The sequence below is a fragment of the Mitsuaria sp. MSU3D genome (genome assembly GCF_056867975.1).
The window spans coordinates 6,115,602-6,131,063 of sequence record NZ_CP200314.1 but is presented as its reverse complement, the minus strand read 5'-3'; the positions used below and the strand labels follow the sequence as shown (position 1 = coordinate 6,131,063).

General features: G+C 68.5%; 14 protein-coding genes. 5 read left to right on the top strand and 9 right to left on the bottom strand.

Translation table 11 applies throughout. The features are described from left to right. Positions 1–16: 16 nt before the first annotated feature. Genes AC1VNM_RS26995 through AC1VNM_RS26975 form a run of 5 tightly spaced genes read left to right on the top strand, consistent with a single transcriptional unit; the run spans position 17 to position 5,316 of the window. The gene (locus AC1VNM_RS26995) at positions 17–1,012 is read left to right on the top strand and encodes an NAD-dependent epimerase/dehydratase family protein (protein ID WP_483108952.1); all 996 of its coding nucleotides are present in this window, start codon (positions 17–19) and stop codon (positions 1,010–1,012) included. Beyond that, positions 1,005–1,814, top strand: coding sequence for a glycosyltransferase (locus AC1VNM_RS26990; RefSeq protein WP_483108951.1), 810 nt, complete (start codon positions 1,005–1,007; stop codon positions 1,812–1,814). Before AC1VNM_RS26995 ends, AC1VNM_RS26990 begins: the two co-directional genes overlap by 8 nt. Continuing rightward, entirely contained in the window at positions 1,811–3,748 is a 1,938-nt protein-coding gene (locus AC1VNM_RS26985) for an HAD-IIIA family hydrolase (protein WP_483109338.1), read from the top strand. Before AC1VNM_RS26990 ends, AC1VNM_RS26985 begins: the two co-directional genes overlap by 4 nt. A 27-nt stretch (positions 3,749–3,775) precedes the next feature. Beyond that, positions 3,776–4,735 carry a GHMP family kinase ATP-binding protein gene (locus tag AC1VNM_RS26980; RefSeq protein ID WP_483108950.1) on the top strand — a complete coding sequence of 320 codons (960 nt, stop codon included), beginning with the start codon at positions 3,776–3,778 and terminating at the stop codon, positions 4,733–4,735. Between the two features lie 8 nt (positions 4,736–4,743). Further along, entirely contained in the window at positions 4,744–5,316 is a 573-nt protein-coding gene (locus AC1VNM_RS26975) for a D-sedoheptulose-7-phosphate isomerase (protein WP_483108949.1), read from the top strand. A 69-nt stretch (positions 5,317–5,385) separates the two neighbouring features. On the opposite strand, the gene AC1VNM_RS26970 is transcribed toward AC1VNM_RS26975, so the two are convergent. From AC1VNM_RS26970 to AC1VNM_RS26930, 9 genes are all read right to left on the bottom strand, one after another. After that, the gene (locus tag AC1VNM_RS26970; protein WP_483108948.1) at positions 5,386–7,254 is read right to left on the bottom strand and encodes a polysaccharide biosynthesis protein; all 1,869 of its coding nucleotides are present in this window, start codon (positions 7,252–7,254) and stop codon (positions 5,386–5,388) included. Positions 7,255–7,271: 17 nt separating this feature from the next. After that, on the bottom strand, positions 7,272–7,865 hold the full coding sequence (locus AC1VNM_RS26965; protein WP_483108947.1) for a sugar transferase: 594 nt from the start codon (positions 7,863–7,865) through the stop codon (positions 7,272–7,274). 40 nt (positions 7,866–7,905) lie between these two features. Beyond that, positions 7,906–9,117: a DegT/DnrJ/EryC1/StrS family aminotransferase gene (locus tag AC1VNM_RS26960; RefSeq protein ID WP_483108946.1), complete on the bottom strand. Its 1,212-nt coding sequence runs from the start codon at positions 9,115–9,117 to the stop codon at positions 7,906–7,908. Then, complete coding sequence (locus AC1VNM_RS26955) at positions 9,114–9,839, bottom strand: class I SAM-dependent methyltransferase (RefSeq protein WP_483108945.1); 726 nt, start codon at positions 9,837–9,839, stop codon at positions 9,114–9,116. The genes AC1VNM_RS26960 and AC1VNM_RS26955 overlap by 4 nt, the downstream gene beginning before the upstream one ends. 130 nt (positions 9,840–9,969) lie before the next feature. Beyond that, the gene (locus tag AC1VNM_RS26950) at positions 9,970–11,187 is read right to left on the bottom strand and encodes a glycosyltransferase family 4 protein (protein WP_483108944.1); all 1,218 of its coding nucleotides are present in this window, start codon (positions 11,185–11,187) and stop codon (positions 9,970–9,972) included. Positions 11,188–11,205: 18 nt separating this feature from the next. Beyond that, the gene (locus tag AC1VNM_RS26945) at positions 11,206–12,354 is read right to left on the bottom strand and encodes a glycosyltransferase family 4 protein (protein ID WP_483108943.1); all 1,149 of its coding nucleotides are present in this window, start codon (positions 12,352–12,354) and stop codon (positions 11,206–11,208) included. Further along, positions 12,351–13,655 (bottom strand): lipopolysaccharide biosynthesis protein, encoded by a 1,305-nt coding sequence (locus AC1VNM_RS26940; RefSeq protein ID WP_431101826.1) that lies wholly within the window; start codon positions 13,653–13,655, stop codon positions 12,351–12,353. Before AC1VNM_RS26940 ends, AC1VNM_RS26945 begins: the two co-directional genes overlap by 4 nt. Next, positions 13,652–14,905, bottom strand: a complete 1,254-nt coding sequence (locus AC1VNM_RS26935; RefSeq protein ID WP_431101825.1) for a DegT/DnrJ/EryC1/StrS family aminotransferase — start codon at positions 14,903–14,905, stop codon at positions 13,652–13,654. The genes AC1VNM_RS26940 and AC1VNM_RS26935 overlap by 4 nt, the downstream gene beginning before the upstream one ends. Then, positions 14,902–15,462 (bottom strand): acyltransferase, encoded by a 561-nt coding sequence (locus tag AC1VNM_RS26930; protein WP_483108942.1) that lies wholly within the window; start codon positions 15,460–15,462, stop codon positions 14,902–14,904. The genes AC1VNM_RS26935 and AC1VNM_RS26930 overlap by 4 nt, the downstream gene beginning before the upstream one ends.

Below are 15,462 nucleotides of genomic sequence, written 5' to 3'. Positions count from 1 at the left end.
TTCGGATCAATCTCAAATGAACGTTTCCATCATCGCCGGTGGCGCCGGCTTCGTCGGCTGCAACCTGCTGCCGCTGCTCGCCAAGGAAGACCGTCATCTGATGGTCCTGGACAACCTGTGCCGCGGTCGCGAGGAGTACCTCGACGCCGCGCGCGAAGTGGCGTCCGGACGCGTGCACTTCATCCAGCTGGATCTGTCCGACCGCGCCGCGACCCTGCAGGCCTTCGAAGCCGCCGCGAAGCTCGGCACTGTCGATGAGGTCTGGCACCTGGCCGCCAACTCCGACATCCCCGCCGGCGTCATGGACGCCAACGTCGACTTCCGCGATACCTTCATGACGACCTTCTCGCTGCTAGAAGCGATGAAGATCCACAAGATTCCCGCCCTGCACTTCGCCTCCAGCTCGGCCATCTACGGCGATCTCGGCGGCGTACCGCTGCACGAAGCCATCGGGCCGCTGCTGCCGATCTCGAACTACGGCGCGATGAAGCTGGCGTCCGAGGCCCTCATCTCCGCAGCGGCAGAGTCCTACCTGGCGCGCGCCAACCTGTTCCGCTTCCCCAACGTCGTCGGCGCCCCCGCGACCCACGGCGTGATCCTGGACTTCATCAACAAGCTCAAGACCGACGCCGGCCGCCTCGACGTGCTGGGCGACGGCACGCAGCAGAAGGCCTATCTGCACGTGTCCGATCTCGTGGAAGCCATGATGCACATCCGCGGCGCCACGCAGCTTCCCAAGATCTTCCCGGTCAACATCGGCCCCGTCGACGACGGCGTGACGGTGCGCTTCATCGCCCAGTCGGTCGCCGAGCGCGTGAGCCCGGAGGCGGCCCTCCACTTCGGCGTCGGCAACAAGGGCTGGGTCGGCGACGTGCCGAAGTTCCAGTACTCGGTCGAGCGTCTGCGCGAGGCCGGCTGGTCCCCGAGCCGGAACTCCGCCGACGCGGTGCGTTACGCCATTGACCAGATCGCGACGCAGGAAGGCTTCCCGGCAGGCGTGTCGCATGGCTGACTCCCCCAAGGTGACGCTCCTGGTGCCGGCCTTCAACGAGCCGGAACACATCCTGGAGCAGAGCCTGTCCAGCGTGATGGCGCAGACCTTCACCGATTTCGAGTGCATCGTCGTCGACGAGAGCACGCGCCCCGAGGCCGCCCAGGCGTGCGAGCGGATCTGCGCGCGCGACGCCCGCTTCCGCTATGTCCATCCGACCGAACGCCTTCGCCTGCCCGGCAGCCTGAACCTGGCCATCTCCATGGCCCGCGGGGAACTGCTGGCGCGATTCGATTCGGACGATCTCTGCCTGCCCGAGCGTCTGGCGGATCAGGTCGCTTTCATGGATGCCCACCCGGAGATCGGCGTCGTCGGTGCCGGCCTCCAGTTGATCGACGAATCCGGGCACCCGACGGCCGTGCGCCACTATCCGGAGCGTTCCGACGACATCGCGCGAAAGCTGCAGTTCACGACCACGCTCGCCCATCCGACGGTCATGTACCGGGCCGAGATCGCCAAGCAGCACGGCGGCTATGACACGTCCTTCCGGTTCGCGGAAGACCTGGACCTGTGGCTGCGATGGCTCAATCGGGGCGTCAAGTTTGCGAACCTGCCGCAAGTCCTGGTCAAGTACCGCCAGGCGCAGACGCGCCGGCATCGGGACCACTGGAAATTCAATCTCCGCGCGCGCTTGCGCAATTTCAGCCTCCGGCACGTCTTCCGCCGTATCGCCGGCATCGTGTGCATCGGCACCTGGTCGATCCTTCCCCCTTCCGTGCAGGAGTCGGTCTTCCGCCTCATGCTCCTCCGCGTCCGTCGATGAACACCACCATGACATCGTCCCCTTCGTTCCTCTGCAACGTCGCCATCCTCGCGGGCGGCCAGGGCACCCGCCTCGCCAGCCGATCCGGCGACCTGCCCAAGCCCATGGTCCCGGTGATGGGCAAGCCGGTGCTGCAGCATCAGATCGAACTCTGCCGCAAGCACGGATTCAGCGACATCGCGCTGCTGGTCCATCATCGGCACGAAGCGATCTCCGACTTCTTCGGGGACGGTTCACGCTTCGGCGTCCGCATCCGCTACGAGGTCGAGGAGACGCCGCGCGGTACCTCGGGCGCGCTGCGCGATGCGCTGCATGCGCTCACGCCGCAATTCCTGCTCCTCTACGGCGACACCTACCTGGACATCGATCTGCGCCGGTTCTTCGACGCGCATCTGGCGTCGGACGCCAACGCCACGCTGTTCCTGCACCCGAACGACCATCCCTACGACTCCGACCTCGTCGACATCGATGACCGGGGACTCGTGCGCGGCATCCATCCCTATCCGCATCCGGAAGGCCAAAACCTGCGCAACCTGGTCAATGCCGCGCTTTATGCCGTCCGAAACGAGGTGCTGACCTCGGTCACGCCCGAGACCGGCAAGGCCGACATCGCCAAGCACATGTTCCCCGCGATGCTCACGGCGGGCCTCTGCCTGCGCGGCTACGTGACGCCCGAGTACATCAAGGACATGGGCACGCCCGACCGCCTCGACAAGGTCGAGCGCGACATCGAGGTGGGGTTGCCGGAGCGCTTGTCCTGGCGCGGCCTGCGCAAGGCCGTGTTCCTGGATCGCGATGGCACCCTGAATCGTGAGGTCAATCACCTGAAATCGCCCGAACAGATCGAGCTGCTGCCTGGTGTCGGCGAAGCCGTGCGGCAGCTCAATCGCGCGGGCGTGCTGGCCGTCCTGACGACCAACCAGCCCGTCATCGCTCGCGGCGACATCACGGTCGACGGCCTGCATCACATCCACGCCCGGCTTGAAAGCCTGCTCGGCACGCAACGCGCCTACCTCGACGCCATCTACTACTGTCCGCATCATCCGGACAAGGGCTTCGACGGCGAGGTGCCGGCGCTGAAGATCGTCTGCGAATGCCGCAAGCCTGCGGCCGGCATGATCGAGCAGGCGTCGCGCGATCTGGCCATCTCCCGCGCCGACTCCTGGATGGTCGGCGACACGACTGCAGACGTGGAATCCGGTCGCCGCGCCGGCGTGCGCACCGTGTTGCTGCACACGGGACACGCGGGCGGCGACGCCAAACTCCCCGGTCGCCCCGACTATGTCGCCAACAGTCTGGTCGACGCGGTGCAATGGATCACCGTGGGCCACGACCGCGCCCGCCAACGCCTGGCCCCGATCGCCGTCCAGGCGCTGAACCGCCGCGTCGTCCTGATCGGCGGTCTGGCGCGCTCGGGAAAATCCTCCGCGGCGCAGGTGCTCAAGGAGCTGCTGGCGTTCCTGGGAAAACAGGCCCACGTCATGTCGCTGGACGGGTGGCTCAAGCCGGGGGCTCAGCGCGGAGAGGGAACCGGCGTGCTGGATCGCTACGACCTGCCCACCGCAGAAAGACAACTGTCCGAGATTGCCTCGGCGAAGCAACGCGTCGAGTTCGACGAGCCGGTCTACGACCGCTTCGCGCGCTCGGCCTCGCCTCATGCCGAGCGTCACTCAGTGGGTACCGCCGACGTCCTGATCGTGGAGGGTGTGCCAGCGCTGTATTTGAGCTCGCTCGCGGCGCAGGAGCGCACCCTGCGCCTGTTCATCGCCGAATCGGAGGAGATCCGCGTTCAGCGGCTCAAGGACGACTACGCGTCCCGCGGCTATCCGGCGGAGAAGATCGATGAACTTCTGGAAAGCCGAGCCGTAGACGAATCCGCGACAATCCGTAAGTCCGCAGATGACGCGGACCATGTGATTGATTGGGAGAAATAAGTGATTGTCAGCAAGACACCTTTGCGGATGAGTTTCGTAGGTGGCGGCAGTGACCTGCCCGCCTACTACCGCGAAGAGATTGGCGCCGTGCTGTCGACATCGATCGACAAGTACATGTACATCTGCGTCAACAAGAAATTCGACGGACGCATACGGCTCAGCTATACCAAGACCGAGGACGTCCAGTCGCGGCATGAGATCGAGCATCCGCTGGTGCGTCAGGCGCTGGACGTTGTCGGCATCGACGGCGGCATCGAGATCGCGTCGATGGCGGATATCCCGTCGAAGGGGTCCGGCCTGGGATCCTCCAGCACCTACACCGTGGGTCTGCTGAACGCGCTTTATGCGTACCGCAACCGATTCGCCTCGAAGGAGACGCTCGCACGTCAGGCCTGCGAAATTGAGATCGACCGCTGCGGCGAACCCATCGGCAAGCAGGACCAGTACGCTGCAGCGTATGGCGGCTTGAACCTGATCCGTTTCCATCCGGACGACTCGGTGTCGGTCGACCCCGTCATCTGCAAGCCCAGCCTGCTGCAGGAGATGGAAGACTCGACGCTGGTGTTCTTCACCGGTCGCACCCGTAGCGCATCCGCCGTGCTGGCCAACCAGTCCGCGGCGATGCAGGCCACCGACCGTCGAGCACTGATGCGCAGGATGGTCCAGTTGGCCTTCGAAATGAAGGAGCAACTGGAGTCCGGCACGTTGGATCACCTGGGCACGCTGCTCGACGAGAACTGGCGTCTCAAGGCCCAATTGACCGCCGGCATCTCGGACCCGCAGATCGACGGCTGGTACACCGCCGGCATGGCCAACGGCGCCTTGGGCGGCAAACTGCTCGGCGCCGGGAACGGCGGTTTCATGATGTTCTACGCTCCTCCGGAGCGTCATGCGCAGATCAACGCTGCGCTCGGCGACCTGCAGCCCGTAAAGTTCCGCTTCGATCGCACTGGCGCGCAGATCGTTTTCTACCAACCCACCGAATGACCCCCTCCATGCCCACCGAATTCACCGTCTCCAACTACCTGGCCGCCCACACCCGTCTCGCGCAGCAGCTCGACACCGCCGCGTTCCAGAAGGGCATCGACATGGTCCGCGCCGCCTTTGAAGGCGGCAAGAAGATCTTGACCTGCGGCAACGGCGGCAGCGCCTCGACTGCCTCGCACTACATCACCGACTGGAACAAGATGGTCAATCTGGCCACCGGCAAGAAGTTCCGCGGCGTGTGCCTGTGCGACAACATGGGTCTGATCACCGCCTACGGCAATGACCTGTCCTACGCGGACGTGTTCGCCGGCCAGGTGGACGCCCTGATGGACGAAGGCGATCTGCTGATCGCCGTCAGCGGCAGCGGCAACTCGCCCAACGTGCTGAAGGCCATCGAGTCCGCCCGCCGCGCCGGCGGCAAGGTCCTCGGCGTGGTCGGCTACGACGGCGGAAAGATGATGCCGATGTGCGATCACAGCGTCTGGGTGAACTCCTTCGACATGCAGATGTGCGAAGACGTCCACCTGATGTTCGGCCACATGGTCATGAAGACCCTGTGCAGCACGCCCATCAAGGAATGACCTCGGCTCGACGCCGCTGATCCACACGAGCGGGGTCTTCCAGGCCCCGTTCGTTTTGGCGCATCGCTTTCAGTGTGCGCGGGTGTACTCGGTGGGAAGCAATTGATGCAGCTTCGTCTTCACCGTGTCATCGCTCCGGCTCGCGGACTCGAGCGTCTCGCCGAGCCAGTCGACGATTTGCTGCGCCGCATCCGCGCTGTTCAGGCGCGCAATGCTCAACGCCGGGAACGATGTCGGCAAGGTGTTGTCCCGGTCGTTCAGGAGCTCCTCGTAGAGCTTCTCCCCCGGCCTCAACCCCGAGAACTCGATCCGGATGTCTTTCGCCTCGCGTCCGCTCATCCGGATCATCGTCTTCGCCAGGTCCACGATCTTCACCGGCTCGCCCATGTCGAGGACGAAGACTTGTCCTGATTCGCCGATCGCGCCGGCCTGGACGACCAGCCGCGCCGCCTCCGGAATCGTCATGAAGTACCGCGTGATCTCAGGATGCGTCACCGTCACCGGCCCGCCCTTGGCGATCTGCTCCTTGAACTTCGGGATCACGCTCCCGCTTGATCCGAGCACGTTCCCGAACCGCACCGCCATGAACTTCGTCGAATGCCCCTGCCCGGCCATATGGCTGATGACCAGCTCCGCCGCGCGTTTGGTCGCCCCCATCACGTTCGTCGGATTCACCGCCTTGTCCGTCGAGATCATCACGAAGCGTTCCGCGCCGGACTCCGCCGCCGCCACGCACGCGTGATGCGTCCCCAACGTGTTGTTGCGGAGTGCCGCCCACGCGTTCTCCTCCTCCATCAACGGCACATGCTTGTAAGCCGCCGCATGGAAGACGATCTGCGGCCGGTACTTCCCGAACGTGAAGCGCAGGTGCTCCAGGTCCTTCACATCCCCGATCAGCCGCACCAGCGGGATGTGCGGGAACTTCTCGCTCAGCTCCTGCTCGATCCGATACAGCGCGAACTCGCTCAGCTCATACAGCACGATCTTCGACGGCCCGTACCGCGCCACCTGCCGGCACAGCTCCGACCCGATCGAGCCGCCCGCGCCGGTGATCAGCACCGTCTTGCCACCGATGCATTCGCTGATCCCGCCTTCGTCCAGCTCCACCGGCTCGCGCCCCAGCAGGTCCTCCGGCTCGATGTCCCGCACCTGGTTCACCGCGCGCCCCGCCAGCAGCTCCTGGCTGCTCGGCACCGTCAGCACCGCCAGCCCCGTCTTCCCCGCCAGGTCCAGCGCACGGCGCCGCTCCAGCGTCGTCGCCGCCGGCATCGCCACGATCACGTGCGTGATGCCGTGCATGTCGGCCAGCCGCGTCGCGTCCTCCAGCGTGCCGATCACCGGCACGCCCGCGACGCGCGCACCGCGCTTCTCCGGCGCATCGTCCAGATAACCGACGACCACCCAGCCCTGCTGGTGCTGGATCCCCGCCACCAGCAGCCGCCCGGCATCCCCCGCGCCCATCACCAGCGCGCGGCGCTGCTCCAGCGCGCTGCCGCTGATACGGCTGCGCATGTGCTCGTAGAGCATCCGGTAAGCCATGCGGATCATCGCCAGCACCATCAGCGTGAACACCGGATGCAGCGCCAGCACCGCGCGCGGCACCTTGGTCAGCTGCGCCATCAGCACCGCCACCGCGGCGATCAGACCCGCGGTGACGCACACCGCCGCCAGCCGCTTGACCTCGCCGAAGCCGCTGAAGCGCCACATCCCCTTGGGCACCTGGAACAGCTTCAGCAGCACGCCGTACAGCGCCACGATGCCCAGCATCACCCAGTGGTCGTAATCGGGCCGGGCTTCGAACCAGCGCTCGAACCCCAGCCGGAACAGGTAGGTCGCCTGCCACGCGAGCGCCACCGCCACCATGTCGAGCGCGAGCGCAAGCGCCTCGCGGTACGGGCGGATCCGCGTCAGGAAGGCATCCAGGGACAACCAGTTCATCGTGTTCTCTTGTTCTCTCAAGCCTTGATGGCGCCCAGCGTCGCCAGGATCAGCCGGATGTCGCCGCCCAGGGTGGCATTGCGCACATAGTCCGCCGCCAGCCGCAGCTTCATCGGCATGACCACCTCCACGTACTCGCGCTCGGGATCCTCGGCCTGCGCCAGCAGCTCGCTCTCGTTGCGAAAACTCAGCGAGGCCGGATCCGTGATCCCGGGCCGCACCGACAGCACGAGCGCACGCAACTCTGCCGGGTACATCGCCACGTAGCGCGGCACCTCGGGCCGAGGCCCCACCAGGCTCATCGCGCCACGCAACACGTCCCACAGCTGCGGCAGCTCGTCGACCTTGCTCGCGCGCAACCAGCGGCCGCTGCGCGTGATGCGCGCATCGTCGCCGATCGTGATCTGCGGACCGAGCGTCGGCGCGTCGACGCGCATCGTCCGGAACTTGTGGATGCGGAAGCTGCGGCCGAAACGCCCCACCCGCTCCTGCCGGAACATCACCGGCCCTCGCGAATCCAGCTTCACCCACACCGCCACGGCCAGCAGCAGCGGGCTCAGCAGCAGCAGGCCCACGCCGGCGCAGAGGATGTCGAAGAGTCGCTTGGCCATCGGCCGTTCCGTCCCGTTTCCGTATGCCTGAGGCGTCCGCTCAGAAGCCCAGGCTGCGGCGCACCGCGGCGATCACGCGCTCGACCTGTTCGTCGGTCATCGCCGTGTACAGCGGGATCGTCACCGTGCGCTCATAGGCCTTCTGCGATTCGGGGAACATCTCCGGCGTCAGGCCGTAGAGCGCCTGCCAGTACGGGTGCTGGTGCAGCGGCACGTAGTGGACGCTGCAGCCGATGCCCTGCTCGAACATGCGCTCGATGAAGAGGTCGCGCGATACCTCGGTCGCGTCGGACAGGCGCAGCACGTACAGGTGCCAGCTGTGGACGTCCTCGTTGGGCGCCTTCGGCGGCAGGATCAGCGGCAGGTCGGCGAGCGCCTCGAAGTAACGCGCCGCGATCTGCTCGCGCCGCTTCTGGAAGGCCGGCAGCCGCTTGAGCTGGTGCAGCCCCAGCGCCGCGGCGATGTCGGTCAGGTTGTACTTGAAGCCGGGCGCGACGATCTCGTAGTACCAGCTCGGCACCTTGGCGGTGAAGCGGTCGAACGCGTCGCGGTTGATGCCGTGCAGGCGCATCACGCGGGCGCGCTTGGCCAGCTCCGGATCGCGCGTGACCAGCATGCCGCCCTCGCCCGTCGTCATCGTCTTGTTGGCGTAGAAGCTGAACACGGTGGCGTTGCTGCCCATGGTGCCGATCAGCTCCTTCTCCAGCGTCGTGGGCAGCGCGTGCGCGGCGTCCTCGACCACCTTCAGCCCGTGCTTGCGCGCGATGTCCAGCAGCGTCAGCATGTCCACCGCCAGGCCGGCGTAGTGCACCGGGATGATCGCCTTCGTGCGCGGCGTGATCGCGGCCTCGATCTGGTCGATCGCGATGTTCATCGTCGCCGGGTCGATGTCGACCAGCTTCACGTCCGCGCCCAGGTAACGCACCACCTCCGCCGTCGCGGTGAAGGTGTGCGTCGTCGTGATGACCTCGTCGCCGGGGCCGATGCCCAGGGCCTCCAGCGCCAGGTGCAGGCCGGCGGTCGCGGAGTTGACCGCGATGCATTCGATCTGCGGCTCGGCCAGGAATTCGGCGAAGGCCTGCTCGAAGCGCCTGGCCTTCGGGCCGGTCGTGATCCAGCCGCTCTTGAGCGTGTCGACGACCTCGGCGATCTCCTCGTCGCCCAGCTCGGGCAGCGCGAACGGGAGGAACGGGAGCTTGGGCTCGGCCGGGCGCTCTGACTTCGGATCGGACTTCGGATCGTTGGTGCTCATGGTGTCTTGGTGATCAGCGCCAGCACGTGGCTGCGCAGGAAGGGGATCGTGTTGAGGACGCGGTAGGCGCCGGGATGGACGCGACAGGCGGCACGCGCGATCGGCGGGGCCAGCGTGACGCGGCGCACCGCCATCCGGCCCTCGGGGAACAGCGCGCGCACGCGCTTCAGCGGCACGCCCCGGACGTCGGGATTGCGGGGATTGTCGACGATGAAGTCGTACCAGAGCACCGCACCGCCCGGCGCCACCCAGCGCCACATCGCCTCGGCGAGCCGGCGCTGCAGGCCGTCGTCCAGGATCGAGGAGAACACCGTCGACTGCAGCACGAGGTCCTGGCTGCCGGCCTCGACGTCCGCCTGCGACGCATCCCCCGCCAGCAGCCGCACCTGCTGCGGCAGCGCGGCCCGCGCGGCGTCCAGCCGCTCGGGCAGCAGCTCGATGCCGGTCAGGTGCTGCGGCTGCAGGCCCAGCCGCAGCATGTCCATCAGGTTGCCGCCGGCGCCGCAGCCGACTTCGGCCATCCGCCAGCCGCTCAGCGGCGCGGCCGGATCCGGCAGGGTCGCGCGGTGCGCCGCCAGCAGCCGCAGCATCGCGGCCTGGCGCTCGTGCAGCATCTGCCAGACCTCGGGGCGCAGCAGGCTGTAGCGCTCCAGCCCGGCCAGCCGCTGGTCGCGCCGGGCGTAACGCTGGGCGATGGCCTGGAGTTCTCGGTCCTGGGTCATGTCGTCGTCGGTCGGAGCCGTGGTGAGGACTGCGTTGATCGGGACTGCGGGGACGTTGGAGGAACTGCTCGCCAACTGCGGGAACTGCGGGGACTGCGGAACTGCGGAAACGGCGTGGGAGCGAAGCCGCTCAGGACACCGCGTCGATGAAGCGCTGCGCCAGCACGGGATAGGTGTGATTCGCCAGCACGAACTCGCGCCCGCGGCGGCCCATGGCGGCGCGTTCCTCGGCCGGCACGGCGGCGAGCTTGAGCAGGCCCTCCGCCACCGCCTTCGGATCCTGCGGCGGCACCGTCAGCCCGGCGCCGGCCTCGGCCACCGGATCGTTGCCCGCCTCCACCGAATGCAGCACTGGCCGCTGCGCCATCATGTAGTCCATCAGCTTGTTGGGCGCGATGCCGAAACGGTAGATCGGCGTGCGCTGCCAGCCGATGTAGGCGATGTCGAAGCCCTTCAGCAGCGACGGGATCTGGGCCTTGGGGACGGCCGGGAACATCGCGACGTTCGTGAGGCCTTCGTCGCGCACGCGCGCTTCGAGCTTGTCCCGCAGGTGTCCGCCGCCGACGAGGACGAAGCTCAGTCCGCTGTTGTCCTTCAGCAGCTTCGCCGCGTCCAGCAGCACGTCCAGCGCGTTGGGCTCGCCCATCGACCCCGCATAGCCGACGACGGTGCGCCCCGCCGCCCGCTCGGCGTCGAGGTGCGCCTGGATCGCGGCCTCGAGCGGCTCGCCGTGCTCGGACCATTCATCGAGCGTGATGCCGTTGGGCACGATGTGCAGCTTCTTCAGGTCGAGGCCGTGCGCGGCCATGTGCTGATGCACCTTGGGCAGCATCGACACGACAACGTCGGCATCGCGGTAGGCGTCGTTCTCCGCCTTCTGGCAGAGCATCGCGAAGGGATGCCACTTCGACATGCCGGACAGCTCGATCGGGGACAGCGGCCACAGGTCGTGCACCTCGTAGACCAGCTTGGCCTGGGCCAACTTCGCGACGCGGCGCGCGACCCAGATGTCCATCGGGTAGGTGCTGGAGGCGATCACGACGTCCGGCGCGAATTCGCGCGCCAGGATGTCGGCGTCCTTCCAGACCTGGCGGCAGAAGGACCAGATGTTCTTGACCCGGCCCGTGCCGTTGCCCTGGTACTCGGGCGTGTCGTAGAAGAGGTAGTTCACGCCGCTCATCGCCGCCATGCCGGGCTCGGGCTGGGTCGTGCGGACATGCGAGTAGGACGCGCCCAGGATCAGCGCCTGGTGCCCGGTGCGGACCCATTCGCGGGCCAGATAGAACGGGCGGAATTCCATGCCGTGCTTCGGCGAGCCGGCGTAATGGTTGATCAGCAGCAGCTTCATGGGAAGGAAGGGGAAGGCTCAGAAGCGCTTCAGGCGCTCGATGAAAGTCTTGACGGCGGGGCCGAACATCGCGTGCTCGGCGACCCACGCGCGATTGGCCGCGCCGAGGCGGTCGGCATCGACCGAATGGCCCGCCACGTCGCTCTGCCCGACCATCAGCTGAAGGCGGTCCGCCAGCGTGGTCAGGTCGTCGCCGTCCTTCAGGATCAGACCGTAACGGCCCAGCAGCTTGACGTTGGGATGCATCGCCGCGTCGATGCTGCCGGTCCCGCCGGTGCCGAGCACCTCGTCGTTGGCGGGCAGGTCGGACAGGATGGGCAGGCACTCGTGCGCCATCGCCTCCAGCACGGAGACGGACACCGAGTCGCTCTGCGGCAGGCTCAGGAACCAGCGCGCCGGCGCGTAGCGGCGGCCTTGCGAGGTCGCGTCGACGCGACCGATGAATTCGACGCGGTCCGCGAGGCCGAGCGACGCGACCTGCGCTTCCATCGCGCCGCGCAGCGAGCCGTCATTGCCGACGACCAGGAGCGCCTCGGGCTGCTTCGCGGCGATCGCGGCGAAGACCTCGATCACGCGATGCGGCCGGTAGATCGGCTCCAGGCCCCGGTTGGTGAAGAAGAGCCAGGGCTGCTTGCGGACGTTCTGCTTGGGCAACTGCTCCAGCCCGAAGGGGAAGGTCATCACCTCGGCCGCGCCCAGCTCGCGCATGCGGGCGCTCATGTGCTCGGAATCGGAGGTCGTGATCGCGCAGGCCTTCAGCACCTGCGTGGTGAGCCAGCGGTAGGCCCAGCCCTGGTCGGGCGTGACGAGGATGTCGCTGCCCCAGGCGGAGCCGGCGATCCTGGCGCGCAGCTTCCAGCCGCGGCGCGCGGCCCAGGCCAGCGTGCCGTGCGAGGTCAGGTAGTGCGCGTGCAGCCAGTCGGCATCGACGCGTTTGAGCCAGGCGCCCAGCGCCGGCAGCTGCTTGAGCACGGCGATGTTGCCGCCGGCATGCGCGGGATCGGTGTTCAGCGCGAGGCGGCGGTCCTCGGGGATCAGGAACTGGAACTCCGGCGCGAAGCCGCGCGTGGACGCGGCCCACAGTTCGAGCTCCCGCTGCTGCGACAGCGCGCGCGCCCATTTCAGGAGGTGGGGACTCTCGCCGTCCCCGATCAGGACCAGTCTCATGCAGGCACTCCGTGCAGGGCGGGTCGCGGCGCCGAGCCGCGCACCAGCCACGCCAGATAGATGGCGAAATAGATGGGCAGCAGCACGGCGATGGCGGCGAGCGCCGTCGTCAGCGCGCCGCCGGTGCTGAGCACCAGCGCGACCGGCAGCACGTACAGCGCGTTGCCGACCAGGCTGAACACCAGCGCGCCGCGCTGGCGGCCGGTGACCATGGGCGTGACCGTCAGCGGCGCGGCGATGAAGTGCGCCGCGACGTAGGGCGCGAGCCAGCGGCCGTACTCCCCGGCGCGGGCCCAGTCGGCGCCGAGCAGCCAGCCGAACAGCGCGGGCCCGACGGCGATCAGCACCACCATGCAGGGCAGCGCGACCATCGCCAGCAGCTTGATGCCGCGCAGCAGGCGCGGGCGCAGGTCGACGCCGCGCTGCCAGTCGCGGGCAAGCTCGCCGAGCAGAGCCTCGGACAACGCGCCGCCGACCAGCGTGGCCGGCGCTTTCACGAGGCGCACCATCAGCGCGTAGTAACCCGCCGTGGCGGCGTCGGCCCAGGCGGCGATCATCGCCAGCACCAGCGTCTCCTGCGCCGCGTTGACGAAGGCATGCGGGCTGTTGAGGAGCGGGAACTGCTTGTAGCGCCAGGCCAGGCGGCGCAGGTGGCGCCAGTGCCAGGTCTTGCCCGCGCGATCCAGCCGCGTCGCACGGCGCCACCGGGCCCCGCGCCGGAGCAGCCACAGCGGCGCGAGCAGCGCGGCCAGGCTTTGCGACAACACCAGCGCCGCGACGCTCGCGAACCCGCCCAGCGCGGCCGCGGCCTGTGCGGCGGCCATCACGCTCTGCTGCAGCACGCGGGCCTGGGCGATCACGTCGATGCGACCCTGGCGGTTGTTCCAGAGGCTCAGCGCCTGCTGCATGCCGGCCAGCGCGACCACGGGCGCGAGCATCAGCAGCCACGGATCCAACTGATCGAGGGAGACCCAGCGGCCGCCCAGCTTCGCGTGATGCGCCATCAGCAGGTGCCAGCCCGTGGCGCCGACCGCCGTGAGCAGCCCCATGCCCAGCGCGATCCACAGCGCCAGCTGCAGCACCAGCGCCGCCTCGCCGTCCCGGCGCGGCAGGACGATGGCGAACTCGTAGCGCGCATTGGCGATGGTCGCCAGGTTCGCGGCCAGCGCCACGAACAGCGCCCAGTGGCCGAGGGCCTCCGCGCCGTACCAGCGCGTCAGCAGCGGCGCGATCAGCATCGGGATCGCCTGCGTCAGCATCGAGGCGCCGGCGAGCTGCGCGAAGCGGCGGCGGACCGTCATCGGGCCTTCCCTCCGTGACGTTCCGCGATCGCGCGCACGGCGGCGCGTTGCGACGGGCTCAGCCGCGCATGGCGGCCCAGCGGCAGGTTGAGCACGGTGCGCGCGGCGCGCTCGCCGTTCAGGCACTCGCCCTCGGTGTAGCCGAAGCGGCGGCTGCCGCGCGGATGGACGACGTCGTCGAACCAGGTGCCGCCGACGATGCCCTCGTCCTCCAGCGCCGCGATCGCCGCGTCGCGCGTCGCGGCATCGGGCAGCAGCAGCGGATAGCGCAGCAGCACGGCGCCCGGTGCGCGCACGGGCCACTCCCAGCCCGGCAGATTGGCCAGCAGCGCGTCGTAGTCCTGCGCCTGCATGCGGCGCAGCGCATGGATCTCGTCGAAGCGGCTCGCCTGCATCAGGCCGATCGCCGCGCTCAACGGGTGCAGGCCGGCGCGGTAGTCGGGCTGCGTGTCGCCGGCGACTTCGCTGTCGGGCGTCTTCGCGACGACGCCCAGCATCCGCGACGGCGCGCGCAGCAGCGCGATCAGCGCCTGCAGCGCCGGGCGCGGCAGGCTCATCGTCAGGCGGTGCCAGCACAGCGTCAGCAGCTGCTTGAGCACCGTCGACGTCGTCGGCGCATGCAGCGCGGGCATGCGCGCCGCGAAGCGCTCGCGTGACGCGGGGTCGTGGATCACCAGCGCGCCGCCGATGCCGGTGGTCAGCGGCTTCGAGTACTCGAAGCTGAAGAACGCCGCATGACCGAGCGTGCCGACCTCGCGGCCGATCGCGTCGGTGCTGCCCCAGGCGTGGGCGGCGTCCTCGATGAAGACGACGTCGGGATGCTTGGCCCGCAACGCGTCCAGGCCCTCGGTGACGAGGCCGAAGTTGTGCGGCACGACGACGAGGCGTGTCGCCTCGCCGATGGCATTGGAAATCGCGTCCGGCGTCGGATTGAAATCGTCCCGCGCGATGTCGACGTAACGCACGGCGAGCCCGAGGTGCATGAACACGTTGGGCACGACGACACAGGTGTAGCCGGGCAGCAGCACTTCCGAGCCGGGCGGCAGGTCCAGCGACGCGGTGAACGCATGCAGCGCCGCGCGTCCGGTGCCGAAGAGGCGGACCTCGCCGGCCTGCGCCGGATCGAGGCCGAGGCTGCGGGCGAACGCGGCGCGGAAATCCTCGGCGCTGCGCGCGCCGTGGCGGAGCCAGTGCCAGAGCGCTCCGGGCAGGTCGCGCCAGCGCAGCGCGCCGGCGACGTGACCCTTCACGGGCCGGTCGACGGCGGACGGGCCCCGTCGATCCGGTGGAGCGGCCGGGCCGGCACGCCGCCGTAGACCCAGCCGCTGGGCAGGTGGCCGCGCACCACCGCGTGCGCCGCGACGACGACGCCATCGTCGATGAAGCTGCCCGGCAGCACCGTCACGCGGGCGCCGATGAACACGTTGCTGCCGATGCGGATCTCGCCCCGCCGGTAGTGGTCGCGGAACAGGCCGGTGGCGGTGACCGCGTTGGACTCGCAGAACAGCATCAGGCCGGGGCCGATGGCGACGTCGTCGCCGATCGACAGGCGCTGGTCGCCGACCAGCAGGTAGCCGCCCGGCGCGATGTGGCTGCGCGCGCCGATCGTGAAGCGCCCATCCCCGGTGGCGAGGATCTGGACGTCGCGGTACAGGATCGATCCCGCGCCCAGCGCGCTGCCCGCGCCGCAGCGCACGCGCGCCCCGGGGTGGATCTGCGCGCGGGTGCCGACATCCAGTCCCAGCCACGCCGCGACCCGCGCGCGCATCCGGGCGCGCACCGCATCCAGCGTGTAGCCGATCAGCAT

Bases quoted from the DNA above. Each gene is read 5' to 3' on its own strand.
- AC1VNM_RS26995 (WP_483108952.1), top strand. From the start codon at position 17: ATGAACGTTTCCATCATCGCCGGTGGCGCCGGCTTCGTCGGCTGCAAC.
- AC1VNM_RS26990 (WP_483108951.1), top strand. From the start codon at position 1,005: ATGGCTGACTCCCCCAAGGTGACGCTCCTGGTGCCGGCCTTCAACGAG.
- AC1VNM_RS26985 (WP_483109338.1), top strand. From the start codon at position 1,811: ATGAACACCACCATGACATCGTCCCCTTCGTTCCTCTGCAACGTCGCC.
- AC1VNM_RS26980 (WP_483108950.1), top strand. From the start codon at position 3,776: ATGAGTTTCGTAGGTGGCGGCAGTGACCTGCCCGCCTACTACCGCGAA.
- AC1VNM_RS26975 (WP_483108949.1), top strand. From the start codon at position 4,744: ATGCCCACCGAATTCACCGTCTCCAACTACCTGGCCGCCCACACCCGT.
- AC1VNM_RS26970 (WP_483108948.1), bottom strand. From the start codon at position 7,254: ATGAACTGGTTGTCCCTGGATGCCTTCCTGACGCGGATCCGCCCGTAC.
- AC1VNM_RS26965 (WP_483108947.1), bottom strand. From the start codon at position 7,865: ATGGCCAAGCGACTCTTCGACATCCTCTGCGCCGGCGTGGGCCTGCTG.
- AC1VNM_RS26960 (WP_483108946.1), bottom strand. From the start codon at position 9,117: ATGAGCACCAACGATCCGAAGTCCGATCCGAAGTCAGAGCGCCCGGCC.
- AC1VNM_RS26955 (WP_483108945.1), bottom strand. From the start codon at position 9,839: ATGACCCAGGACCGAGAACTCCAGGCCATCGCCCAGCGTTACGCCCGG.
- AC1VNM_RS26950 (WP_483108944.1), bottom strand. From the start codon at position 11,187: ATGAAGCTGCTGCTGATCAACCATTACGCCGGCTCGCCGAAGCACGGC.
- AC1VNM_RS26945 (WP_483108943.1), bottom strand. From the start codon at position 12,354: ATGAGACTGGTCCTGATCGGGGACGGCGAGAGTCCCCACCTCCTGAAA.
- AC1VNM_RS26940 (WP_431101826.1), bottom strand. From the start codon at position 13,655: ATGACGGTCCGCCGCCGCTTCGCGCAGCTCGCCGGCGCCTCGATGCTG.
- AC1VNM_RS26930 (WP_483108942.1), bottom strand. From the start codon at position 15,462: ATGCTGATCGGCTACACGCTGGATGCGGTGCGCGCCCGGATGCGCGCG.